The 23470-nt window shown below is 61.9% G+C and carries 24 protein-coding genes; 7 read left to right on the forward strand and 17 right to left on the reverse strand.

Annotated features, from left to right (window positions below):
- Position 1 precedes the first annotated feature (1 nt).
- The 7 genes from ASE36_RS12200 to ASE36_RS12230 all read left to right on the forward strand — a co-directional run bounded on the left by ASE36_RS12200 (position 2) and on the right by ASE36_RS12230 (position 9437).
- Positions 2-886: an ABC transporter permease gene (locus tag ASE36_RS12200; RefSeq protein ID WP_062279662.1), complete on the forward strand. Its 885-nt coding sequence runs from the start codon at positions 2-4 to the stop codon at positions 884-886.
- On the forward strand, positions 883-1749 hold the full coding sequence (locus tag ASE36_RS12205; RefSeq protein WP_062279664.1) for an ABC transporter permease: 867 nt from the start codon (positions 883-885) through the stop codon (positions 1747-1749). The genes ASE36_RS12200 and ASE36_RS12205 overlap by 4 nt, the downstream gene beginning before the upstream one ends.
- Positions 1750-1779: 30 nt before the next feature.
- Positions 1780-2772 carry an ABC transporter substrate-binding protein gene (locus ASE36_RS12210; protein ID WP_062279666.1) on the forward strand — a complete coding sequence of 331 codons (993 nt, stop codon included), beginning with the start codon at positions 1780-1782 and terminating at the stop codon, positions 2770-2772.
- Positions 2773-3102: 330 nt separating this feature from the next.
- Positions 3103-4293 carry an efflux RND transporter periplasmic adaptor subunit gene (locus ASE36_RS12215; RefSeq protein ID WP_062279668.1) on the forward strand — a complete coding sequence of 397 codons (1191 nt, stop codon included), beginning with the start codon at positions 3103-3105 and terminating at the stop codon, positions 4291-4293.
- A gap of 14 nt (positions 4294-4307) precedes the next feature.
- Complete coding sequence (locus tag ASE36_RS12220; protein ID WP_062279670.1) at positions 4308-7631, forward strand: efflux RND transporter permease subunit; 3324 nt, start codon at positions 4308-4310, stop codon at positions 7629-7631.
- Positions 7632-7777: 146 nt separating this feature from the next.
- A complete protein-coding gene (locus ASE36_RS12225; protein WP_062279672.1) occupies positions 7778-8440 on the forward strand; it encodes an outer membrane protein in 663 nt (220 codons plus the stop codon).
- 313 nt (positions 8441-8753) lie between these two features.
- Complete coding sequence (locus ASE36_RS12230; RefSeq protein ID WP_062279674.1) at positions 8754-9437, forward strand: Crp/Fnr family transcriptional regulator; 684 nt, start codon at positions 8754-8756, stop codon at positions 9435-9437.
- A 27-nt stretch (positions 9438-9464) separates the two neighbouring features.
- On the opposite strand, the gene ureG is transcribed toward ASE36_RS12230, so the two are convergent.
- From ureG to urtB, 17 genes are all read right to left on the reverse strand, one after another.
- A complete protein-coding gene (gene ureG, locus ASE36_RS12235; RefSeq protein ID WP_062281305.1) occupies positions 9465-10076 on the reverse strand; it encodes an urease accessory protein UreG in 612 nt (203 codons plus the stop codon).
- 26 nt (positions 10077-10102) lie between these two features.
- On the reverse strand, positions 10103-10792 hold the full coding sequence (locus ASE36_RS12240; RefSeq protein WP_062281308.1) for an urease accessory protein UreF: 690 nt from the start codon (positions 10790-10792) through the stop codon (positions 10103-10105).
- Positions 10785-11252, reverse strand: coding sequence for an urease accessory protein UreE (ureE, locus tag ASE36_RS12245; RefSeq protein WP_062279676.1), 468 nt, complete (start codon positions 11250-11252; stop codon positions 10785-10787). Before ureE ends, ASE36_RS12240 begins: the two co-directional genes overlap by 8 nt.
- 64 nt (positions 11253-11316) lie before the next feature.
- Positions 11317-12171: a GGDEF domain-containing protein gene (locus tag ASE36_RS12250; RefSeq protein ID WP_062281311.1), complete on the reverse strand. Its 855-nt coding sequence runs from the start codon at positions 12169-12171 to the stop codon at positions 11317-11319.
- 265 nt (positions 12172-12436) lie between these two features.
- Positions 12437-13126 carry a TIGR02117 family protein gene (locus ASE36_RS12255; protein WP_062279679.1) on the reverse strand — a complete coding sequence of 230 codons (690 nt, stop codon included), beginning with the start codon at positions 13124-13126 and terminating at the stop codon, positions 12437-12439.
- Positions 13127-13134: 8 nt separating this feature from the next.
- Positions 13135-14847, reverse strand: coding sequence for an urease subunit alpha (ureC, locus tag ASE36_RS12260; protein WP_062279681.1), 1713 nt, complete (start codon positions 14845-14847; stop codon positions 13135-13137).
- A gap of 5 nt (positions 14848-14852) precedes the next feature.
- Positions 14853-15503: a Urease operon accessory protein gene (locus ASE36_RS12265; protein ID WP_156378639.1), complete on the reverse strand. Its 651-nt coding sequence runs from the start codon at positions 15501-15503 to the stop codon at positions 14853-14855.
- A 12-nt stretch (positions 15504-15515) separates the two neighbouring features.
- Complete coding sequence (locus tag ASE36_RS12270) at positions 15516-15944, reverse strand: lysozyme inhibitor LprI family protein (RefSeq protein WP_062279683.1); 429 nt, start codon at positions 15942-15944, stop codon at positions 15516-15518.
- A 24-nt stretch (positions 15945-15968) separates the two neighbouring features.
- Entirely contained in the window at positions 15969-16274 is a 306-nt protein-coding gene (locus tag ASE36_RS12275; RefSeq protein WP_062279685.1) for an urease subunit beta, read from the reverse strand.
- A gap of 20 nt (positions 16275-16294) precedes the next feature.
- Positions 16295-16549, reverse strand: coding sequence for a DUF1272 domain-containing protein (locus tag ASE36_RS12280; protein WP_062279687.1), 255 nt, complete (start codon positions 16547-16549; stop codon positions 16295-16297).
- 11 nt (positions 16550-16560) lie between these two features.
- Positions 16561-16863 (reverse strand): urease subunit gamma, encoded by a 303-nt coding sequence (locus ASE36_RS12285; RefSeq protein WP_062279689.1) that lies wholly within the window; start codon positions 16861-16863, stop codon positions 16561-16563.
- 21 nt (positions 16864-16884) lie between these two features.
- Positions 16885-17703: an urease accessory protein UreD gene (locus ASE36_RS12290; RefSeq protein WP_062279691.1), complete on the reverse strand. Its 819-nt coding sequence runs from the start codon at positions 17701-17703 to the stop codon at positions 16885-16887.
- Positions 17646-18776, reverse strand: coding sequence for an alpha/beta hydrolase family esterase (locus ASE36_RS12295; RefSeq protein ID WP_062279693.1), 1131 nt, complete (start codon positions 18774-18776; stop codon positions 17646-17648). Before ASE36_RS12295 ends, ASE36_RS12290 begins: the two co-directional genes overlap by 58 nt.
- 97 nt (positions 18777-18873) lie before the next feature.
- A complete protein-coding gene (gene urtE / locus ASE36_RS12300) occupies positions 18874-19569 on the reverse strand; it encodes an urea ABC transporter ATP-binding subunit UrtE (protein WP_062279695.1) in 696 nt (231 codons plus the stop codon).
- Between the two features lie 146 nt (positions 19570-19715).
- On the reverse strand, positions 19716-20471 hold the full coding sequence (urtD, locus tag ASE36_RS12305; protein ID WP_156378640.1) for an urea ABC transporter ATP-binding protein UrtD: 756 nt from the start codon (positions 20469-20471) through the stop codon (positions 19716-19718).
- A gap of 4 nt (positions 20472-20475) precedes the next feature.
- Positions 20476-21645, reverse strand: a complete 1170-nt coding sequence (gene urtC, locus ASE36_RS12310; RefSeq protein ID WP_062279699.1) for an urea ABC transporter permease subunit UrtC — start codon at positions 21643-21645, stop codon at positions 20476-20478.
- A complete protein-coding gene (gene urtB, locus ASE36_RS12315; RefSeq protein ID WP_062279701.1) occupies positions 21642-23246 on the reverse strand; it encodes an urea ABC transporter permease subunit UrtB in 1605 nt (534 codons plus the stop codon). Before urtB ends, urtC begins: the two co-directional genes overlap by 4 nt.
- Positions 23247-23470 lie beyond the last annotated feature (224 nt).

Consider the following 23470-nt stretch of genomic DNA (forward strand, 5'->3'; position numbering starts at 1 on the left):
TATGGCCAAAGCATCCCGTTCAAGCGACAGCATCCTGCCGGTTCTGACGGTGATCATCGCGATCCTCGTCATCTGGCACGTCTTCGTCGTCTACCTGAACGCACCCTTCGTCCGCGACCAGGCGGCCCGTGCCGGTGAAGAGATCACCTTCAGCCAGGTGGTCGAACGCACGTTCGCGCAGGAGCGTCCGATCCTGCCGGCGCCACACCAGATCGTCGCCGAACTTTGGGACACCACCATCAACAAGGCCGTCACCTCCAAGCGCAGCCTCGTCTACCATGCCTGGATCACGCTCTCCGCAACCCTGATGGGTTTCGGCATGGGCACCGTGCTCGGCATTGTGCTTGCCATTGCCATTGTGCACAACCGCGCCATGGACAAGTCGCTGATGCCCTGGGTCATCGCCTCCCAGACCATTCCGATCCTCGCGATCGCGCCGATGATCATCGTCGTGTTGAATTCGATCGGGATCTCCGGATTGATGCCGAAGGCTTTGATTTCCACTTATCTTTCCTTCTTCCCAATCGTCGTCGGCATGGTGAAGGGCCTGCGCAGCCCCGACATGCTGCTGCTCGACCTGATGCATACCTACAATGCCAGCCCCTCCCAGACCTTCTGGAAGCTGCGCTGGCCGGCCTCCATGCCTTATCTCTTCACCTCGCTGAAGGTGGCAATCGCGATCTCGCTCGTGGGCGCCATCGTCGGTGAGCTGCCGACCGGTGCTGTGGCGGGCCTCGGCGCCCGTCTTCTCTCGGGCTCCTACTACGGCCAGACCATCCAGATTTGGGCTGCCCTCTTCATGGCAGCAGGGCTTGCTGCCCTGCTCGTCTCGATCGTCGGCATGGCCCACACAAGGGTCCTAGCACGCATGGGGGTCAAGCCATGAACGCTTATCTCGTCTTCGCCCTCGTCTTCTGGCTGGGCGCCTGGGGCCTGAACCAGTGGCTTGTAGCTCAGCGCCCGAAAGATCCGTCGGCTCGTCGGGCCATTGGCCTTATCGTCCCCCTGATCTTCGGCGTCACCCTGCTCGTCATATGGGAATGCGTGGTTCGCGGCTTTGAGATCCCCTCGATCCTGCTTCCGGCTCCCTCGATGATCTGGGCCCGCATCCTTACCTCCACCCACATCCTCTGGGCCGATTTCCAGCAGACCTTCCTGAAATCCGTGATCACGGGTTACGTCGCCGGCTGCGGCCTCGGCTTCATCGTCGCAATCCTGATCGACCGCTCGCCCTTCCTGCAGAAGGGCCTGCTGCCGATCGGCAATTTCGTCTCAGCCCTTCCCGTGGTCGGCATCGCCCCGATCATGGTCATGTGGTTCGGCTTCGACTGGCAGTCCAAGGTGGCCGTCGTCGTGATCATGACCTTCTTCCCGATGCTGGTGAACACCGTGCAGGGACTGGCCGCCGCCAGCCACATGGAACGCGACCTGATGCACACCTATGCCGCCTCCTGGTGGCAGACGCTGGTGCGCTTGCGCCTTCCCGCCGCATGGCCTTTCATCTTCAATGCCTTGAAGATCAACTCGACTCTGGCTCTGATCGGGGCCATCGTTGCAGAATTCTTCGGCACCCCGATTGTCGGCATGGGCTTCCGGATCTCGACCGAGGTCGGACGCTCGAATGTCGACATGGTCTGGGCCGAGATTGCGGTTGCCGCACTCGCCGGCTCGGTCTTCTACGGATTGGTGGCACTGGCAGAACGCCGGGTCACCTTCTGGCATCCGTCCGTCCGTGGTGGACGGGCGTGAACTGAACCAAAAACAAAAGAGGGAACTGAAATGACAATCAAACTTGCCTCCCTTCTGCTCGGCGCAGCGGTCTCGCTGACCGCCCTGCAGGCCGCCGCCGCTGACAAGGTGACCCTCCAGCTGAAATGGGTAACGCAGGCCCAGTTCGCCGGTTATTACGTCGCCAAGGACAAGGGCTTCTACGAAGAGGAAGGCCTCGACGTCGAAATCAAGCCGGGCGGTCCGGATATCGCTCCCCCGCAGGTTCTTGCCGGCGGCGGCGCTGACGTGATCGTCGACTGGATGCCGTCTGCCCTCGCCACCCGCGAAAAGGGCGTGCCGCTCGTCAACATCGCCCAGCCCTTCAAGTCCTCGGGCATGATGCTGACCTGCCTTAAGGAAACCGGCATCACCAAGCCGGAGGATTTCAAGGGCAAGACGCTCGGCGTCTGGTTCTTCGGCAACGAATACCCCTTCCTCTCCTGGATGGCGACGCTCGGCATCAAGACCGATGGTTCACCGGAAGGTGTGACGGTCCTCAAGCAGGGCTTCAACGTCGACCCGCTTCTGCAGAAGCAGGCCGCGTGCATCTCGACCATGACCTATAACGAATACTGGCAGGTCATCGATGCCGGCATCAAGCCGGAGGAACTGGTCACGTTCAAGTATGAAGACGAAGGTGTCGCCACGCTCGAAGACGGCCTCTACGTGCTCGAAGACAAGCTGAAAGACCCGGCTTTCAAGGAAAAGATGGTCAAGTTCGTCCGCGCTTCGATGAAGGGCTGGAAATATGCCGAAGCCAATTCGGATGAAGCAGCCGAAATCGTGCTCGAAAACGATGCTTCCGGCGCTCAGACGGAAGTCCACCAGAAGCGCATGATGGGCGAAGTCGCCAAGCTGACCGCCGGCTCCAACGGCGCGCTCGACAAGGCCGACTACGACCGGACCGTCAAGACGCTGCTCGGTGGCGGTTCGGACCCGGTCATCTCGAAGGAGCCGACCGGCGCCTACACCACCGAGATCACCGACGCGGCCCTGAAATAAATCGTCAGGCAACTCCAAGATCAGGGGCATGGGGAGCGATCTCCATGCCCGTTCCATTTTTGTAAGTTTCACTGATAATTTTTCCGCGACAGCCTTGCAATTCGGCAACACTACCGTTCTATCTTGAACAATCTCGAAGGCTGATCTTGAATACTCGCCGACGCCTCTTGCAAGGCTCTCACTGATCGCCCACCTCTTGCACCGGATTGAAGCGTCTCCACCCACGACAGCGCCAGCACCCTGATTGGGTCGCGCACAGCCGGGTGAGCCAATTGAGGCGCACACGCGTATTGTAGGCAGACTGACGATCGTGTTGGGGGAAAGGGACCCATGTTTTTGAAACCGACCCGAAAGGCCATATTTGCGGCCTCCATGTTGACGCTTATGGCCTCTGTTGCCGTTGCGCAGGAAACACCCGCAGCACCCGCCAAGGCACCGGCTTTGCCCTCCATCATCGTCACACCGGCAAAGAGCCGCACTCTGGTCGACCGAATTGTGGCGACTGGTACGATCAAATCAGTGGAGGACGTTTATGTTCAGCCACAGGTGGAAGGCTTGCAAATCAAGTCGATCGAGGTCGATGTCGGCGACACTGTGACGGAAGGTCAGGTGGTGGCCCGCCTGAATGACGACACGCTGAAACTGGAACGTAGCCAGCAAGTGGCAAACCAGGCCAAGGCCGAGGCGGCACTCGCCCAGTATCGGGCACAGGTGATCGAGGCGGAAGCAAGCCTCAAGGAGGCACAGCGCCAGTTTGACCGGGCCTCCCGCCTATCGAGCAGCGGTTCAGTGTCGGCTTCGCAGCGCGAACAGGCCGAAACGACTCTGGCAAGCGCCACGGCCAAGGTCGAAACCGCCAAGCAGTCCATTGCCGTTGCCGAAGCCGACATCAAGGTCGTTGAAAGCCAGATCGCCGACATCGATCTGAGGCTTGCGCGTACCGAGATCAAGTCACCCGTTGCCGGCACCGTATCCGAGCGCAATGCGCGGATCGGCGCAATCGCCTCTGGCAGCGCCTCGCCGCTCTACACGGTCATCCGCGACGGGCAGATCGAACTTGTGGCAGATGTGACGGAAGCTGATATACTCAGACTGAAAGTGGGCCAGCCGGCCGATATCTCGGTCGCCGGCAGCAATGCACCGATCACGGGCTCGGTCAGGCTGATCTCACCCGTGGTCGATGCCGTGACCCGCCTTGGCTCGGTGCACATCGCCATTGATGACGATGCAGCAGCCCGCGCCGGCATGTATGGCAATGCCGCGATCACGATCGGTCAGGCTGACGATGTGGCGCTACCGCTCTCGGCCATTACCAGCGAGCGGAATGTCACCACCGTGCGGCTCGTGACGGACGGCGTGGTCAAGATGCAGCCGGTGAAGACCGGCATTCAGGATGGGGCCTTCATCGAGGTCACAGAAGGCCTGAAGGAGGGAGACCTGGTCGTTGCCAAGGCCGGCGTCTTCGTTCGTGATGGCGACCGGATCAATCCGGTGGAAGACACCAGCAGCGTATCCAACTGAGGAATGACGTCGCCATGAACTTCTCTGCATGGGCCATCCGAAATCCGATCGCGCCGATTCTGGCCTTCTTCCTGTTGATGGTGGTCGGCATCCAGTCGTTCAACGCGCTGCCGATTACCCGCTTCCCCAATATCGACGTGCCCCTGGTCGCGATCACAGTGACCCAGAGCGGCGCCTCGCCCGCCGAGCTTGAAAGCCAGGTGACCAAGGAGGTCGAGGACGCGGTTGCCTCGATCACCGGCGTCGACGAGATCAACTCGACCGTCACCGACGGCCAGTCTCAGACCGTCGTCATGTTCCGCATGGAAGTGGCAACCGAACAGGCCGTCCAGGACGTCAAGGACGCGATTGACCGCATTCGCGGCGATCTGCCGGCTTCCGTCGACGAGCCGATCGTGACCAAGATCGACGTCGAAGGCCAGGCCATCCAGAGCTTTGCCGTCTCCTCACCCAACATGAACCTCGCCGAACTGTCCTGGTTTGTGGACGATACGGTCAAGCGTGCGCTGCAGGGTCAGGCTGGCATCGGCCGTGTCGACCGCTACGGCGGCTCTGATCGGGAAGTCCGTGTCGAACTCGACCCCAACCGCCTCGACGCCCTCGGCATCACCGCCGCCGACGTATCGAGCCAGTTGAAGGGCACCAATGTCGACCTCGGTTCCGGCCGTGGCCAGGTGGCCGGTGCCGAACAGGCGATCCGCACCCTCGGCGACAACAGGGACGTGACGAGCCTTTCGAACACCACGATCGCACTCTCCGGTGGTCGTTTCGTCAAGCTCTCGGACCTCGGCACCGTCAAGGACGCCTATGAGGAGCCGAAGTCCTTTGCACGCCACGACGGCAAGCCGGTGGTCTCCTTTGCCGTCTTCCGCGCCAAGGGGGCCTCGGAAGTCACCGTTGCTGAAACCGTCGCCGAGAGCCTGGCAAAGGTGCGGGCTGAAAATCCGGACGTCCAGATCGAGATGATCGACGATTCCGTCTACTTCACCTATGGCAACTACGAAGCGGCCATGCACACGCTGATCGAAGGTGCGATCCTCGCCGTCATCGTCGTGCTGCTCTTCCTGCGCAACTGGCGCGCCACCCTGATTTCGGCCGTCGCCCTGCCGCTCTCGGCCATCCCGACCTTCTGGGTCATGGACATGATGGGCTTCTCGCTGAACCTCGTCTCGTTCCTGGCCCTGACGCTCGCGACAGGTATTCTCGTCGACGACGCCATCGTCGAGGTGGAAAACATCGCCCGCCACATCAAGATGGGCAAGACGCCCTATCGCGCGGCGATCGAGGCGGCCGACGAAATCGGTCTTGCCGTTATTGCCACCACCTTCACCATCATTGCGGTCTTCGTGCCCGTCTCCTTCATGCCCGGCATTCCGGGCCAGTACTTCATCCAGTTCGGCCTGACGGTCGCCTTCTCGGTCTTCTTCTCGCTGCTGGTCGCCCGCCTCATCACCCCGATGATGGCCGCTTACCTGATGCGCGCCGAAGACGCGATGGACGACCATCACGACAATGACAGCGCCTTCCTCAAGGCCTATACCCGCGTTGTGCGCTTCACCACGCGCCGCTGGTATTCGCGCCTCGGCACGCTCGCGGCAGCCATCGCTTTCCTAATCGGTTCACTGGCGCTTCTGGCTCAGGTCCCCGGTAGCTTCCTGCCGCCGGAAGACGCTGGCCGTATTTCGCTGTCCGTCGAACTGCCGCCGAATGCCACTCTGGCCGAGACCGAGCGCAAGACGGACGAAATCTATGCCGCGATCAAGGACGTACCGGATGTCGAAAGCATCTTCATCCTCGGCGGCGCCTCACCGAAGGGCGATCTCGAACTGCGCCGCGCCAGCGTCACGATGAACCTCGTGCGCATCGACCACTCGCTGGTGAAGACCCTGGTCAACAAGGGCCTCGGCGGCCTGCCGCTGATCGGTTCCTACCTGCCGAAGGTCCCCGAACATGGCCGCGTGCGTCCGCAGTGGGACATCGAGGAAGAGGTCTTCGAAAAGCTCGCCTCGATCGCCGACATCCGCGTGATGAAGCTCAATGACCGCGGCGAACGCGATATCTCGTTCAACTTCCTCTCGAAGAACGAGCAGGAACTGAACGACGCGGTGGCCATTCTCGAAGCCAAGCTGCGCGCCGTTCCGGTACTGGCCAATGTCAGCTCAGAAGGCGCCCTGCCCCGTCCGGAACTGCAGATCCGTCCGCGTAGCGACGAGGCAGCTCGCCTCGGCATTACCGCGCAGCAGATCTCCCAGACGATCCGCGTTGCCACCATCGGCGATGTCGACGCGCTCCTGCCGAAGATCTCGCTCGATGATCGCCAAATCCCGATCCGTGTTCAGGCTTCGCTCGATTTCCGTACCGATCTCGCAGCGCTTCGGGCTTTAAAGGTCCGCACGGCGTCTGGCGCCACGGTGCCGCTGTCGAGCGTCGCCGACATCGACTATTCTGAAGGCGTGTCCTCGATCAAGCGCAATGACCGCAACCGCGTTGTCACCATCGGTGCCGGCTTGCCCCAAGGTGTGGCACTTGATACGGCAACCGCCGCCTTCCGCGAAACGGTCGAGAAGGTCGATATCCCGACAAGCGTTCGCCTTGCCGAAAGCGGTGATGCCAAGGTTCAGGCCGAAATGCAGCAGGGCTTCCTGAATGCAATGATCCTTGGCCTGCTTCTGGTGCTGACGGTGCTGATCCTGCTCTTCAAGGACGTCATTCAGCCCTTCACCATCCTGTTCTCGCTGCCGCTCGCCATCGGTGGTGTGGCGGTCGGCCTGATAGTGACCAACAACGCGCTCTCCATGCCGGTTCTGATCGGCATCCTGATGCTGATGGGCATCGTGACGAAGAACGCGATCCTGCTGGTCGATTTCGCCATCGAGATGCGCAATCAGGGTATGCACCGTCTGGAAGCCATGGTTGAGGCCGGCCGCAAGCGCGCCCGCCCGATCATTATGACGTCGATCGCCATGTCAGCCGGCATGCTGCCCTCCGCCATGGGTGTCGGCGAAGGCGGCTCCTTCCGCGCACCGATGGCCATCGCCGTCATTGGTGGCATCATCGTATCGACGGCGCTCAGCCTGATCGTCGTTCCGGCCTTCTTCCTGATCCTCGACGACTTGTCTCGCCTGCTCTCATGGGCCTTCGGCCGATTTGTCGGAAAGAAGGAAGTCGAAGAAAAGGTTCTGTCCGCCGAGGATCTCTCGCATCTCGCCCGCCGCAACTTCGAGACCCTGCAATCGGTCGAGAAGCGGCTGGCATCGGTCGAGCGCGGCAAGACCGACGTCCGCAAGGGCGACAGCAATGGCAACGTCATCAACCTGCCTCCCCTCGCCGCCGAATAGTGGCGAGGCACCACCCGCCATCGGCCAAATTCGACTCCATATCGATGAACCCAGATATGGCGGTTGCCTGATTAGTCCTGAATCGGAAATAAGTGTCGCATAAGTTGCTTGTTGGCACACTGATTCAACCTATTCAGGATTTTCTAATGAAGACTTTCGTTGCTACCGCAGCCGTCTTGCTGATCGCCACGGCGGCCTATGCCGCTGACGCCATCTCCACTGTTCCGGAAGCACCGGTCGCAGCCGATATCGGCCAGCGCGGCTTCGAATGGACCGGCGGCTATGCCGGTATCCAGGGCGGCTATGGCTGGCTGGACGGCCATTTCGAGACGGCTGGCCTCAACCCGCTCGACGGCAATTTCGACGGCGGCTCGCTCGGCGCCTTTGCCGGCTTCAACAAGCAGTTCAGCAACAACGTCGTTCTCGGTATCGAAGGCGATTTCGATCACAACTGGAATGAACAGGATCTGACGACGCTGTTCGGCACCTTTACCGGCACAGCCGACTGGCAGGGCTCAGTCCGGGGCCGCCTCGGCTACAGCTTCGGCCGTGCCCTGGTCTATGCCAGCGCCGGCTGGGCCGCAGCGCATGTGGATGCAGAACTCGTCGGGGTCGCCAGCACCAGCGAAACTTACAACGGTTACACGGTCGGCGCCGGCGTCGATTATGCCGTCACCGATCGGATCTTCGGCCGCCTCGATTATCGCTACACCGACTTCGGCAGCAAGGATCTCGACTTCGCTGGGACCAAGGTCGAATCCGATCTCACCCAGCACACCGTCCGCCTGGGCGTCGGCGTCAAGTTCTGATCCGCATCAACCCATCGCATGCAATCGCAGGGCGTTCCGGAAAACGGAGCGCCCTTTTTATCACCCCCACCGTCTCTGCAAATATTCTGATACATGCGGCGCCCTCGGTTGATCGAAATCAAACCCTGATTGCAAAACGGCCTCTATGCTGCAGGTGCTGGAAAGGGCGATGAGCCGATTCCCGCGGACATTGCAGTGCCACCTCCGGTGGCAGTTCTGTCGCGGAGCTCGGTCACCGGACGTGCGGTCATGTGATCCACGAGAGGAATCGTCGGCCCCACCGCATGACGAGGAACGGGGAGCCGGGAAAGCCGTGAACAAGATCTTGAGACTGAACACGCGAGACAAGAACACGCTTCTGCGGACATCCTTCCTGTCGCAACTCGGCCCGACGGCGATGGCGGCTATGCTGGAAATCGCGACCGTCGCCAATTACGAATCCCGCGACGTGCTGTTTCGCGAGGGCGATCATGCGGAGTATTTCTACTGCGTGCTCGGCGGCTATGTCCGGCTCTACCGGCTGAATAAGGATGGCCGTGAAGCCGATATCCGCGTTTGCGGCCCGGGCGACACCTTCGCCGAATGCCTGCTCACCATGGGCGACAACTATCTCTACAACGCCCAGGCCGCCGAGACCGTGACGCTCGCGCGTTTCGACCTGCAGAAGGTACGCGCCCTGGCGGAGCAGGAGAAGGACGTCGCAAAGACAATCATGCGCTGCCTTTCCGCCCATCTTCTGGCGACCATGGACTGCATTGCCAACGACCGCCTCCAGACCGCGCCGCAGCGTGTCGCGCATTATCTCCTGACGGCCTGCAACACCGAAGGCGGCCCGGCCTCGATCCGCCTGCCCTTCCAGAAGAGCCTGCTGGCCGGAAAGCTGGGCCTGGCACCGGAAGCGCTGTCGCGCGCGTTCTCGAGCCTGCGCCGCGCCGGTGTGACCGTGCGGGGCCGCACGATCCAGATCACCGACGTCTCGGCCCTCAAGCAGATCTGACGGTCGAAGAGAGCATGCGGCGCGGCTCTAAAGCCCGCCGCTCTCCTGCAGAAAGCTGACGATCCGCTCGACGCCGGCACCCCGTTTAAGATCGGTGAAGACAAAGGGGCCGCCCGCCCGCATCCGCCCGGCATCCCGCTCCATCACATCGAGATCGACACCCACATGCGGTGCCAGATCCGTCTTGTTGATGACGAGCAGATCCGAGCGCGTGATGCCCGGCCCGCCCTTGCGCGGGATTTCCTCGCCCTGGCAGACGGAGATCACATAGAGCGTGATGTCGGCGAGGTCAGGTGAGAAGGTCGCCGCCAGGTTGTCGCCGCCCGATTCGATGAAGACCACGTCGAGATCCGGGATGCGGGCATTGAGGTCCGCGATGGCCTTGAGATTGATCGACGCGTCCTCGCGGATCGCCGTATGCGGACAGCCGCCTGTCTCGACACCGACGACGCGATCCGAGCTCAGCGCCTGCATGCGGATCAGCGCGTCCGCATCCTCCCGCGTGTAGATATCATTGGTGACGACGGCGACGGAATAGTGGTCGCGCATCGCCTTGCACAGCTTCTCCGTCAGCGCCGTCTTGCCGGAACCGACCGGCCCGCCGATGCCGACGCGTAAGGGACCGTTTTTCGACTTGATCATGTTCATGCCTGCGTTCCTGGGAGCTAGGATTGGAAGAGCCTGGAATATTGCGTCTCATGACGCATGCTGAGGGTTTCCGCCGCAATCGCCGCCGAGCCGAGATCTTCGAGCCCGGCCTGCTCCAAAGCCGGCACGGCGGCAAGAATGCGCCCCTCGAACTCGGCGATCAGGGCAACGCCGTGGCTCTGCCCGATCACGCCGAGACGGATGGCGACCGACACCAGCATCGACACCTGCGCATGCAGGAATGCCGCCAGCGCATCGCCTGCGGCCACGCCATGGGCCGCCGCGATCGCACCGACGGCAACGCCATAGGCAACGGGGCCTGACAGTCTTCCCAACACCGGATGCGGCCAGCCGGCAGCGGCCGTGACGAAGGCTTCCCCCTGGCGGGTGATTTCCGCATGACGCTCTGCGGAGCCTGCCAGCGCCGCTGCGAGTTCGACGAGTTCGCCGAGATCGCCACCTTCGCTCTGCCGTCGGTGCGCCTCAATAAAAAGGATCGCATCGTTGCGCAGGCCACCCTGCTCAAGCAGCAGAGCGAGCCAGGAATTGAGGCTTGTTACATCACGCACATGCCGCTCGGCGACCGCGCTTTCCAGCCCGCCCGAATAGGCAAAGCCGCCGACGGGAAAGGCAGGCGACAACCAGGCCATCAACCTGAGCAGCGCACGCTGGTCGCCAAAACGTGAAGAAGAGGCAGTATCAGCCATGGCCAGCAGCGCCATGTCCGTGACTGCTATGGGCGTGATAGGCGCCGCGCACCGGCTGGAAGGGCTCGATCACTTCCGTCACCTCGGCCCCGAGACCGATCAGCATGTCACGGATCACGTGGTCGCGCAGAATGAGGATGCGGTCAGTCTCGATCTGGGCGGCGAGATGGCGATTGCCGAGATGCCAGGCAAGTTCGATCAGGTGAAGGCCGTCGCGGGCCGTAATTGCAAACAGCCGCTCCTCGGCTGCCTGAATTTCTACGGTTGTCCCGTCGTCAAGGACCAGCCGGTCGCCGTGACCAAAGAGCACGGCCTCCTTCAGGTCGAGCATGACCATGTCGCCATTGTCGAGATGCAATAACTTCCGGCGCAAATGCCGTGCGTCATGCGACAGAACGACGACGCCCTCGGGCGCCTCTGCCACGCTTCCGGCGGTCTTGAAACTTGTCGCGCGCTGCATGCGGCCTCCGATTGGCTGTTTTTTAAACCATGCACAAACGGGAGGGAGCGAGCAAGATTGAACTTTATCCCTCGGCGCGCAGTCCATCGAAAACCAGAGCAGAATTGTCTCGATCGTCAGCAGAGGATTCTTCGGCAGAGACCAGAGCCGCTTCGTGCAGCACCCGGTCACGTCCATCCGTCTTGGCCAGGTACAAGGCCTTGTCGGCCTGTGCATAGACCCATTCCGGCCGCCGGTCAGCTGAGAATTCCGCGACACCCGCAAAGATGGTGGCCGTAATTTCGATCCCGTCGCAGAAGAAGCGGCTGCCGGCAACCAGGCTGCGGGCCCGTTCGACCAAGGCCAGCCTTTGGGCAAGTCCACTGCCTATGAGGATCACCCCGAATTCCTCGCCGCCAAGCCGCGCCACCAGATTGCGCTCGCCGAATACCTGCCGCAGAACGGTCGAGATCTCCTGAATGACCAGATCCCCCACATGATGTCCGAAATGGTCGTTGATCAGCTTGAAGCGGTCGATGTCGATGATCGCCAGAGACGCCTCGCCATCCACCCGCGAAAATGCATCGTTGAATGCCCGGCGATTGGCGAGCCCCGACAGCGTATCGGTGCGGCTGAGCCGCTCGAACTCGGCGCGTGACAGCGTCAGATCACGAATGACGAGGCCGGCGACGTAGGCGAGTGCGCCCGAAAACGCGCCGCCAAAGAGCCATGAAAAGGCGACCGTCAACTTGACCGCCTGATCCACCGGCATGGTCAGAAAACCAAGCCCGTAGAGCACAGGGAGTGTCGCAAGACTGGAGAGACTGGCCAGGATCACCGCTCGGCAACTGACCGAAAGCGCGAAGGTCGCGATCGCCTTCTGGTTGTCAAACGCCCCGAGATCTATATGGCGCCATAGCCATTTCCTGATGATATTCACCAGACGCTCCTTCATGAACATGACCATGGATTAGGGAGCAACCCTTCCCCAACCTCTAATGGAATCACTAAAATTCGACGGATCCTGAAAATGGAAGAACAACATCCTAAAATGGTTGAAAGTACAACCAGGGAATGCGCAAAATCCCCACAACACCCCGGACCGATTCACAAATTGCCGGCCGCAAAACCCATTGTTTAGGAGGGTGATTCGTCGGGATCTACGCGTGCAGCTGCAGCGGATACTTTCTGCGCCTTGATATGTCTCAGGAATGCGACGGCACAGACGAACTGATTCGCCCGAGCGACCAGTCAAGCAGTTGCGGCAAGGGCGTCCACCACCCCGTGGTGAGGCCAGCCTCGCGCAGCATCGCCGCCGTCCAGGTGTTGCAGCCGACAAAAGCGTTGAACCGACCACGCGCCTCGAAAAATACGTCGTCGGCGCCATAGGCCGCGCCCTCGACCACGAGTGGCACCCCATCCTCACGCTGAAAACTGTCACGGATCGCAGCGATCATCCGCCGCCGCCCCTCTTCCGAAAGGGTCAGCACCCTGACCGCCGGATGATCCCGGTCGATGGCTCCAGTCACTTCCACATGCAGCACCGAGCGATCGAGCGTCAGTGCTCTGAGCACCGGCAGCGGTTTCAGGTCTCCCCAGGTCGGTGTCTCGATATAAAAGGATCGCCCACCCCAGCCGATCACCAGATAGTCGGCCCCGGGCATACCGATCGGCAGGCCGGACGGAATGAGATCGGCAAAGGCCGCCTGCACCTCGTCGTCGAGCGGAAGCGCGATATCGGTGTGGATCGGATTGGAGAGCAGCAGGATTTGGTGGGGCGCTGACGATGCGGCACCATGATCTGACACGCCTGCTCTCGGGAGAACAATCCCGAGAACCAAGAGGAGGGCGATGAACGCAAAAGCAGCGCTGATAGACTTGAAGACGCGAAGCAAAACCTGGCTCAGAACAGGAAATACCGCTGCGCCATCGGCAGCTTGGTTGCCGGCTCGCAGGTCAAGAGTTCGCCGTCGGCGCGCACTTCATAGGTCTCAGGATCGACCTCGATATGCGGCGTCAGATCATTGTGGATCATCGACTTCTTCGAGATCCCGCCACGCGTGTTCTTGACCGCAACCATCTGCTTGGCGGTGCCCAGCCGGTTGGCAAGCCCGCCATCGAGTGCCGCCTGAGACACGAAGGTAACGGACGTATTGGTGCGCGCCTTGCCAAAGGAGCCGAACATCGGCCGGTAATGCACCGGCTGCGGCGTGGGGATCGAGGCGTTCGGGTCACCCATGGGGGCAGCCGCGATCATGCCGCCGAGCAGAACCATATCCGGCTTCACGCCGAAGAAGGCCGGGTTCCAGAGGACGAGGTCGGCGCGCTTGCCGATCTCGACCGAGCCGATCTCGTGGCTGAGACCATGAGCAATCGCCGGGTTGATCGTATATTTGGCGATGTAGCGCTTGACGCGCATATTGTCGTTGTCACCCGTTTCGCTCGGCAGGCGCCCGCGCTGGCGCTTCATCTTGTCGGCTGTCTGCCAGGTGCGGATCGCGACTTCGCCGACGCGGCCCATGGCCTGGCTGTCGGACGAGATGATCGAGAAGGCGCCGATATCGTGCAGGATGTCTTCAGCCGCAATGGTTTCCTTGCGGATGCGGCTCTCGGCAAAGGCGATATCCTCGGGGATCGATGAGGACAGGTGATGGCAGACCATCAGCATGTCCAGATGCTCGGCGATCGTGTTGACCGTGTAGGGCCGTGTCGGGTTGGTCGACGACGGGATGACGTTCAGCTGGCCGCAGATCTTGATGATGTCGGGTGCATGGCCGCCGCCCGCCCCTTCCGTGTGGAAGGCATGGATGGTGCGGCCCTTGATGGCGCCGATCGTATCCTCGACGAAACCGCTCTCGTTCAGCGTATCGGTGTGGATCATCACCTGCACGTCATACTGGTCGGCAACCGAAAGGCAGCAATCGATGGCGCCGGGCGTCGTGCCCCAGTCCTCGTGCAGCTTGAGCGACGTCGCGCCCGCCAGCACCATTTCCTCGAGCGCGCCCGGCAGCGACGCATTGCCCTTGCCGGCGAAAGCGAGGTTCATCGGAAACGCGTCCGCCGCCTCGATCATCCGCGCCAGGTGCCAGGGGCCGGGCGTGCAGGTCGTGGCGAGCGTGCCATGGGCGGGACCGGTGCCGCCGCCCAGCATGCAGGTGAGGCCTGACATCAGGGCTTCCTCGATCTGCTGCGGGCAGATGAAGTGGATATGCGCATCCATGCCGCCGGCCGTCACGATCTTGCCCTCCCCGGCAATCGCTTCCGTGCCTGGGCCGACGATGATGTTGACACCCGGCTGGGTGTCCGGATTGCCCGCCTTGCCGATCGCAACGATGCGGCCGTCCTTCAACCCGATATCAGCCTTGACGATGCCCCAGTGATCGACGATCAGCGCATTGGTGATTACGGTGTCGACAGCACCATCGGCCCGCGTCACCTGGCTCTGACCCATGCCGTCACGAATGACCTTGCCACCGCCGAACTTCACCTCTTCGCCATAAGTGGTGAAATCCTTCTCCACCTCGACGAACAATTCCGTGTCTGCAAGACGGACCTTGTCGCCTGTGGTCGGACCGAACATCGAGGCATAGGCGGCGCGGGACATCTTGAAGGACATGGGTGTCAGGCTCCTTGGGAGAGGGCGTGGGTAAAGAGGGGGGCAAGCCGCATCAGGCGACCGCTGGCAATATGATGATCTGTCAGCCGACGTTCGGCCTCGAAAGGATGGCCGTCCCAGCCGGTATGGCCGAAGCCGGCGAGAATGATCGTATCCTCGGCATGGGCAGGATCGGAAAGCATGGCATGCACGACGACCATGCCGCTGGACGGCACGACGTAAAGGCCGGGATCATGCGCTTGCAGCGCAAGGTCGAGCTCTTCGTGTACAGCCCGCGTGATGATCCGGTGCTGCTTGCCATTGGCGCTGGCGAATGCGGCAAAGCCGTCCGTATAGTCATCGCAGAAATCGTCGAGTTCCGGATGCGTCACCGCAAGCTCCGGCCGCATTGCGGCAAACTTCTCCGGATCCCGCACCGACCAGATCGCAGAGGTCGTCCGGACCGCCTCGCTGTCGCGCCACTCCGGATCGGCGAGCATGGCCGCCCCCGGGCGGCCGGTATTGCACACGGCGATGATATCGGTTTTGCGCCCGGCGGCGCCAAAGTTGCGACTACCATTGAAGCGGATGACGAGATCGGCAGCATCGATGAGCGCTGCCACTCCGTCGTCCACCGGTCCGTTGCCGACGATCATCACCTGCCGCGCCTGAGCCATGGTCTCACACCCTCAATAGAGCCCGACCAGGGATTTCAGCTCTTCCGTGCGGCGCTTTGTCAGCTCCGCGAGGCAGGACGAAATCATCAACGGCTGCATCGAACCACCCTCGGCCGAGTAACCCTCGACATCGCAAGCGGCATCGCGATAGGCGAGCCAGGCGCGCTGCGAAGCCAGCAACCGCTTGGCTGCGCCATTGGCATCCGACGGCGGCGTCGCCTTGTCCCATGCAAGCATGGCGGCGCGCGTCTCGGCCCATTGGGCATTCATCGCGGCATCGGCTTTTCGATAGTCCTCGGCCGCACACTGGTTCATGTCGGCCTGGGTCTGGGCATTGTTGCAATCGACGTCCCGCACGTCCTCACCCGAGGCCGGCGCGTCTTGCAACAATACGCAGCCGCACAGCATCAGGATCACGCCCCAGTTCATCGCACGCACCATGACCATTCCCCCCGGCCAGCCATGTCAGAGGCCACCCATGACCTGCTGGCGGAAACCATAGACTTCGCGCCTGCCCGACAGCGGGATCAGCGTCACCTGCCGGGTCTGGCCCGGTTCGAAACGCACGGCCGTACCCGCGGGTATATCGAGCCGCATGCCGCGCGCCTGTTCGCGCTCGAAGATCAGCCCGGCATTGGTCTCGTAAAAATGATAGTGGCTGCCGACCTGCACCGGCCGATCGCCACTGTTGGAGACCTCCAGCGTCACCGTTGGATGGCCTGCATTGAGTTCGATTTCGCCTGCTGCTGCAATGATTTCACCGGGGATCATGAATCGCTCCTTCAGCGGGTTCAAGCGGCGCGCGAAGGCGTGCAGCCCTCGGCTTTGAGAATGCGTTTGGTGGATGCGGGATTGTTGGCGAGCTTGGCGGCGGGCCGCACCGGCCGGCGCACCAGTTCCCCACCGCAATTCGGGCAGATGCCGGCAAGAGTGGTCGAGGCACAATCGGCGCAATAGGTGCATTCGAAGCTGCAGATCATCGCCAGGCTCTCCGGCGGCAGGTCCTTGTCGCAGCACTCGCAATTGGGTCGAAGTTCCAGCGCCATGATCTCAGTCCTCAGCGAATGGGTTCGTGTACGGTCACAAGCTTCGTCCCATCCGGGAACGTCGCCTCGACCTGCACGTCGTGGATCATCTCGGCGATGCCCTCCATCACCTGGTCGCGGGTGATGACATGGGCGCCCGCCTCCATCAGGTCGGCAACGCTGCGGCCATCGCGCGCGCCTTCGACGACAAAATCGGAAATGAGCGCGATCGCTTCCGGATAGTTGAGCTTGACGCCCCGCTCCAGCCGGCGCCGTGCGACAATGGCGGCCATGGCGATCAGCAGTTTGTCCTTTTCCCGCGGCGTCAGGTTCATGCGTGCTCCAATCAGGTATCGTCAGAGAGTCCAGACTTTTGGCACAGACGCGCCCCCGCGCAAGGCCGAAATGATCGGGATGAGGATTTTTCGCAAGGCAAAGCCATCCGGCGCCGAAACACGGGCAACAAGCTTGCCTTGCCAATAACTTACGCCGCCCATTTCTTCACCAATCAGCCCGCGAATTAGGCTGACGAGGCCTTCCGCGCGCGGACTGACATGGATGAGCGTGGCAAAGGCAACGCGGCCCGACAGCACGGCCGGATGGGCGGTCAAAGCAGCAACATCGCCTTCGAGCTTCAGGTCTTCGGCATGCAGCAGCTTGTCATCGCGGCGGATCCGCCAGCGGTCGCGCACGAGACCTGTCGTCATCGCCTCACCCATGGCCTTGCGACCGAGCAGGATTGCCTCAACGGCGAGGAATTCGGCGTCCGTAGCGAGATCGACCTCCAGCCTGCGGGTGAGTGAGGCATTGTCGAAGAGAATGCTTTCCTGCGGCAGCCAGTGAAACTTGGCGCCGGCGCCGACCTCGATGCGGCTGGTGATTTGCCCCGTACCGGCAGAGGCCTTGTAGATCTTTTCGCAGGCCTGTGTCGTCGCGGTGACAAAACAGCCGGGACCCGCGCGGAAATGCCAGTCGAACTCATCGCCACCGGTAATGCCGCCGGCGGTATTGATCGTCACCGCCTCCAGCTCATCGGTAAAGCTCTCGGGCAGACGGATCTTCGCCGCACCCTCCTGGTAAAGCTCGGCGATGCGCGTACGACCGCCGAGCAACTTGGTTACAAGTCGCCCGATACCACGGGCACGCTGTTGTCTCGTGTGCTGGCTTGCTTGCACGTTTTCCCCTGCCCGCCATTCTCTATCGAGGCGGTTGTCTGTCCGTCCGTGCAGGACGCACCGACGGTATTTCCGGCCATCAAATCACCGCCGGATGTGCGGAAGAAGTCCCACATTCTGTCGGTGGCATCAACCTCGCGGATCGTCTTGTCGCCGGTCGATGCCAGCTGGAACAGCACAGAGCGCGCCGGCCAGGCATGGTCGGCATTGGCGATCACATAGGACATCACGCTGGTGCCGGCCCGGCAGCCGAGATAACGCGAGACGTCAGCCGACGTCCCGGTCTCGGTCTGAGGCCGCGTGTTGCAGCCGTTGAGCTCGGCCCAACGGTTGAGCGCCACTTCGCCGCCATAGCGCCAATAGGCCTTACCACCGCCGTCGAACGGATTGACGTGATCTTTCATGCCGGAAAAGGCGATGATCGAGACGGGCCGGCTCGGCTGGCAGCTTTCGCGTCGCGGCCGCCACACGCCGTTTTCCTCGACCGGCGTGCCGGCCCGAAGACCCATGACGAAGCCGGCAGCGGCAAAATCGCCAAAACCGTTGCAGATATATTGCGACAGCATGCGCCCGCCGCCCGAATAGCCGGAGGCGTAGATCTTGGTGCTGTCGATGCAGAGCGTGTCCTTGGCAAGCTTCACCGCGTCGCGGATCGCAAGCGATTCATCGGCTCCCTCGCCCTGAGTCACGCCCGGCACGTTCCAGGCATGGGTATTCGGCAGCTCGCCCTTGAGGCTGCCGGCCAACGCCATGACCACGAAACCTTCGCGCTCGGCCACTTCATCCCAGTGGCTGCGCTTCAGCTGCACCGTCGGATTGCTGTTCGAACCGTGGAAGTCGAAGACCAGCGGAACTTTTTTCTTGCCCGTATAGTTCGAGGGAATGACGTAGACCGCCTCGCGCGTCACGCCACCCGACTGGAAGGTGAGACTGTGCTGGCCCGCCTCAAACGCTGCCCCGCAGCCGGCGGCCTGAGCCGCGGCACCGGAAAGTCCGAAAAGAAAAAGCCCTGCGACCACGCGCAATGCGCCGCGTGCCCGCACGAGTGGGAGAACCGTGCTGGTCGTCGTCATGGATGTGCCTTCTGTTTGCAGATGCGCGCTTAATACCACGCGTGTCTCCAGCATCAACCCGACATTGCTAATAAATCATCAACCCTGTCTTGCAAAATCATACGGTCAGGTGGCGCCGCGCTTCCGGCGTATCCAGCGTCTCGGCTGCCCCCTGATGCACGATCTCGCCGCGATCCATGATGTAAACGTGATCGGCGAGTTCGCGGCAGAAATCGAGATATTGCTCGACCAGCAGGATCGCCATGCCGGTCGTATCCCGTAGATAGCGGATCGCCCGGCCGATATCCTTGATGATCGACGGCTGGATGCCTTCGGTCGGTTCGTCCAGCACCAGGATCTTCGGCCGCGTCACCATGGCCCGTCCAATCGCCAACTGCTGCTGCTGCCCACCCGAGAGGTCACCGCCGCGCCGCGACAGCATGCTGTCGAGCACCGGAAACAGGCTGAAGATGTCATCCGGGATGAACCGGTCCTTTCGCTCCAGCGGCGCATACCCCGTTTCCAGGTTCTCCTTCACGGTCAAAAGCGGAAAGATCTCGCGCCCCTGCGGCACATAACCGACCCCCGTCCGCGCCCGGTTGAACGGCGCCATGCCGTTGAGCTTTGTACCGTTGAAGGTGATCGTGCCCGCCGACACCGCATGCTGGCCGGTAATGGCGCGGAGCAGCGACGACTTGCCGACGCCGTTGCGACCGAGCACGCAGGTGATCTTGCCCATCTCGGCATTGATCGAGACGCCGCGCAGCGCCTGCGCTGCACCGTAGTGGAGATTGACGTTTTCGACTGTCAGCATGGGTTTGTCCCCTGTTGTCTTGTTTCCCCCTCCCCCTTGAGGGGGGAGGTCGCAGCGAAGCTGCGGGTGGGGGTGATCCCTGTGCGACCAGTCACCCCACCCCGGCGCTTTGCGCCGACCCTCCCCCTCAAGGGGAGGGTGAGCCATCACCGCCCCAGATAGTTCTCGATGACCTTCTGGTCATTCGAGACGAAATCGATAGACCCTTCAGCCAACACAGAGCCTTCCGCGAGACACGTCACCTTGACGCCAAGGTCGCGGATGAAACCCATGTCGTGCTCGACCACGACCACCGAGCGGGTCTTGGCGATTTCCTTGAGCAGAATGGCCGTCTCCGCAGTCTCCGCATCCGTCATGCCGGCGACCGGCTCGTCGACCAGCAGAAGCTTCGGCTCCTGGGCGAGCAGCATGCCGATCTCCAGCCACTGCTTCTGGCCGTGCGAAAGATTGGCGGCCAGTTCGTCCTTGCGGTGCGTCAGACGCACCGTCTCGAGGATTTCCTCGATGCGCGCCTCGTCTTCGAACGACAGGGTGTAGAACAACGTGGCAAAGACACCGCGCTTGCGGTTCAGCGCCAGTTCCAGATTGTCCCAGACCGTATGGCTTTCGAACACTGTCGGCTTCTGGAACTTGCGGCCGATGCCGAGCTGCGCGATTTCCGCCTCGTCCTTCTTCGTCAGGTCGATTTTGCCACCGTCGAAGAAGACTTCGCCGCTGTCAGGCCGGGTCTTGCCAGTGATGATGTCCATCATCGTCGTCTTGCCGGCGCCGTTCGGGCCGATGATGGCGCGCAGTTCCCCGGGCTCGACGATGAAGGAAAGCGAATTCAGCGCCTTGAAGCCGTCGAAGGAGACGGAGACGCCGTTCAGATAGAGCAGGCTGGACGTGGTCTTGTCGCTCATCACATCACTCCGCAGCCACGGTGGCCGGTTCGGGTTTCACGTCGTTGTTCGCCGCGTCCTTGTCCGCCTCGCGGGCATAATCCTTGCGCTTGGCGAGAGTGGCCTGGACCGTGCCGACAATGCCCTTGGGCAGGAACAGCGTGACGCAGATGAACAGGCCGCCGAGCGCAAACAGCCAGAGATCGGGGAAAGCGCCGGTGAAATAGCTTTTTCCCACGTTGACGAGGATTGCCCCGATGATCGGGCCGATCAGCGTGCCGCGCCCGCCCACCGCCGTCCAGACGACCACTTCGATCGAGTTGGCCGGCGCGAATTCACCCGGATTGATGATGCCGACCTGCGGCACGAAGAGCGCACCCGCAATGCCCGCCATCATCGCCGAGACGACGAAGGTGAAGAGCTTGATGTTCTCGACCCGGTAGCCGAGGAACCGCACCCGGCTTTCGGCGTCGCGCACCCCGACCAGCACCTTGCCAAATTTCGAGCGGGTGATGGCCGACGCAAGCATCAGGCAGAGCGCCAGGAAAATCGCCGACAGTGCAAACAGAACGGCACGTGTGCCATCCGCCTGGACGTTGAAGCCGAGGATTTCCTTGTAGTCAGTGAGGCCGTTATTGCCGCCGAAGCCCATATCGTTGCGGAAGAAGGCGAGCAGCAGCGCATAGGTCATCGCCTGGGTGATGATCGAGAGATAGACGCCATTGACGCGGGAGCGGAAGGCAAACCAGCCGAAGACGAAAGCGAGCAGACCGGGCACCAGCAGCACCATGGCCATGGCGACCGGGAAATAATTCATCCCGTGCCAGAACCACGGCAGTTCCTTCCAGTTCAGGAAGACCATGAAGTCGGGCAAAATGGGATCACCATAGACGCCACGAGAGCCGATCTGGCGCATCAGATACATGCCCATGGCATAACCGCCGAGCGCAAAGAAGGCGCCGTGGCCGAGCGAGAGGATGCCGCAATAGCCCCAGACCAGGTCGAGTGCGAGCGCCAGGAGCGCATAGCAGAGATATTTGCCGAGCAGCGACACCACATAGGTTGGAACATGCAGTGCGCTGTCGGGCGGCGTCAGCAGGTTGAGGGCTGGCACCAAGAGGGCAAAGCCGAGGAGAACACCGATAGCGATGACGATCTTGCCGTCGAGTGCGCGCAGGATGAAGCCGCTGATCATACTTCCACCGCCCTTCCCTTGAGCGCGAAGAGCCCGCGCGGTCGTTTCTGGATGAAGAGAATGATGAGGACGAGAACGAGGATCTTGCCCAGCACGGCCCCGACCGAAGGTTCGAGGAACTTGTTGAGAATGCCGAGCGACAAGGCCCCGACGAAAGTGCCCCAGAGATTGCCGACGCCCCCGAAGACCACAACCATGAAACTGTCGATGATGTAGGACTGGCCAAGGTTCGGCGAGACGTTGTCGATCTGGGAAAGCGCCACGCCGGCGATCCCGGCAATGCCCGAGCCGAGTGCGAAGGTGAAGGCGTCAACCCAGGGGGTGCGGATGCCCATGGAGGAGGCCATGCGGCGATTCTGCGTGACCGCTCGCATCTGCAGGCCGAAAGACGAGCGCTTCATCAGTGTCAGCAGCGCAAAGAAAATGGTGAGCGAGAAGAGTACGATCCACAGCCGGTTCCAGGTGATGCTGAGACCGCCGAGCGCAAACGAACCCGACATCCAGGACGGATTGCCCACCTCCTGGTTGGTCGGGCCGAAGATCGTGCGGATGGTCTGCTGCAGGATCAGCGAAATGCCCCAGGTCGCGAGGAGCGTTTCGAGCGGCCGGCCATAGAGGAAACGGATCACGCCGCGCTCGATGACGAGGCCGACGGCAGCCGTCACCAGGAACGCAACCGGCAGCGCAATGGTCAGCGACCAGTCGAAGAGTTCAGGATAGTGAGTTCGGATCACCTGCTGCACCACGAAGGTGGAATAGGCCCCGATCATCACCATCTCGCCATGCGCCATGTTGATGATGCCCATGACGCCGAAGGTGATGGCAAGGCCGATGGCCGCCAGCAACAGCACCGAACCGAGCGAGATGCCGTACCAGACGTTCTGCCCCATGTCCCAGAACAGGAGCTGCCCCTCGATCTTGCTGATTGCCGCATCGAGATCCGGCTTCAGGCTGTCGTCGATGGTCGACGACACCGACATCAGGATGCCGATCGCCTCACGCCCGCCGAGCGACGCGACGGTGGCGATGGCCGCACGCTTGTCATCGGCGGAACGATCGGACGCAAGCACGGAGACTGCCCGCGCTTCTTCCATGCGCGCCTTGACCTCCGAGTCGGCCTCGGTGGCGAGCGCCGTCTCGATCAAGGCAAGATTTTCCGCACTCGGCGACTGCAACACCGCCTGGGCGGCGGCGAGGCGCACGCTGCGGTCAGGGCTCAAGAGCGTCAACCCGCCGAGTGCTGAGCGGATCGCTCGACGCAGGGAGTTGTTGACCTTGATCTTGGTAAAGGCGCCCTTCGGCTCCTCGCCGACCGTCTCGCCGGTCAAGGCATCAATGGCCGCGAGGTTGCTGCCGGCAGGTTTGGTGATGAACACCTGGTTGTCCGACTTGCGGACATAGAGATCGCCCTCCGCAAAGGCTTCGAGTGCGGGAACGACACGGGCGTCGGCGGTGGCCGCGATCTGCCCGAGAAGCTCTTCGGCCTGCTTGAAATTGGCTTTTCCAAGCGCGTTCAGGAGTTCGCACGGATCGCTCTGCGCAAAGGAGGGCGCGGCGAAGGAAAGAAGCAGGAAAACGAGTGTAATGAAACGAATGAGCATGTTGTTGTCCCCCGGTTGGCGGGGCGGCGGAGCTCGAACAGCCCCTCATCCGCCTGCCGGCACCTTCTCCCCGTGAACGGGGAGAAGAAGTATTCCGCTGTGGGCGTTCCGCGAACACCCTCCCCTAGAGGGGGGAGGGTCGAACCGAAGGTTCGGGGTGGGGTAACTCTGTGCACGAGATCACCCCCACCCATCGCTTACGCGATGACCTCCCCCCTCAAGGG

The organism is Rhizobium sp. Root274 (assembly GCF_001429245.1).
GTDB lineage: Bacteria > Pseudomonadota > Alphaproteobacteria > Rhizobiales > Rhizobiaceae > Allorhizobium.

Coding starts and splice junctions, on each gene's coding strand:
- ASE36_RS12200 (WP_062279662.1), top strand. CDS start 2: ATGGCCAAAGCATCCCGTTCAAGCGACAGCATCCTGCCGGTTCTGACG.
- ASE36_RS12205 (WP_062279664.1), top strand. CDS start 883: ATGAACGCTTATCTCGTCTTCGCCCTCGTCTTCTGGCTGGGCGCCTGG.
- ASE36_RS12210 (WP_062279666.1), top strand. CDS start 1,780: ATGACAATCAAACTTGCCTCCCTTCTGCTCGGCGCAGCGGTCTCGCTG.
- ASE36_RS12215 (WP_062279668.1), top strand. CDS start 3,103: ATGTTTTTGAAACCGACCCGAAAGGCCATATTTGCGGCCTCCATGTTG.
- ASE36_RS12220 (WP_062279670.1), top strand. CDS start 4,308: ATGAACTTCTCTGCATGGGCCATCCGAAATCCGATCGCGCCGATTCTG.
- ASE36_RS12225 (WP_062279672.1), top strand. CDS start 7,778: ATGAAGACTTTCGTTGCTACCGCAGCCGTCTTGCTGATCGCCACGGCG.
- ASE36_RS12240 (WP_062281308.1), bottom strand. CDS start 10,792: ATGGCTGATACTGCCTCTTCTTCACGTTTTGGCGACCAGCGTGCGCTG.
- ureE (WP_062279676.1), bottom strand. CDS start 11,252: ATGCAGCGCGCGACAAGTTTCAAGACCGCCGGAAGCGTGGCAGAGGCG.
- ureC (WP_062279681.1), bottom strand. CDS start 14,847: ATGTCCTTCAAGATGTCCCGCGCCGCCTATGCCTCGATGTTCGGTCCG.
- ASE36_RS12265 (WP_156378639.1), bottom strand. CDS start 15,503: ATGGCTCAGGCGCGGCAGGTGATGATCGTCGGCAACGGACCGGTGGAC.
- ASE36_RS12270 (WP_062279683.1), bottom strand. CDS start 15,944: ATGGTGCGTGCGATGAACTGGGGCGTGATCCTGATGCTGTGCGGCTGC.
- ASE36_RS12275 (WP_062279685.1), bottom strand. CDS start 16,274: ATGATCCCCGGTGAAATCATTGCAGCAGCAGGCGAAATCGAACTCAAT.
- ASE36_RS12280 (WP_062279687.1), bottom strand. CDS start 16,549: ATGGCGCTGGAACTTCGACCCAATTGCGAGTGCTGCGACAAGGACCTG.
- ASE36_RS12285 (WP_062279689.1), bottom strand. CDS start 16,863: ATGAACCTGACGCCGCGGGAAAAGGACAAACTGCTGATCGCCATGGCC.
- ASE36_RS12295 (WP_062279693.1), bottom strand. CDS start 18,776: ATGACGACGACCAGCACGGTTCTCCCACTCGTGCGGGCACGCGGCGCA.
- urtE (WP_062279695.1), bottom strand. CDS start 19,569: ATGCTGACAGTCGAAAACGTCAATCTCCACTACGGTGCAGCGCAGGCG.
- urtD (WP_156378640.1), bottom strand. CDS start 20,471: ATGAGCGACAAGACCACGTCCAGCCTGCTCTATCTGAACGGCGTCTCC.
- urtC (WP_062279699.1), bottom strand. CDS start 21,645: ATGATCAGCGGCTTCATCCTGCGCGCACTCGACGGCAAGATCGTCATC.
- urtB (WP_062279701.1), bottom strand. CDS start 23,246: ATGCTCATTCGTTTCATTACACTCGTTTTCCTGCTTCTTTCCTTCGCC.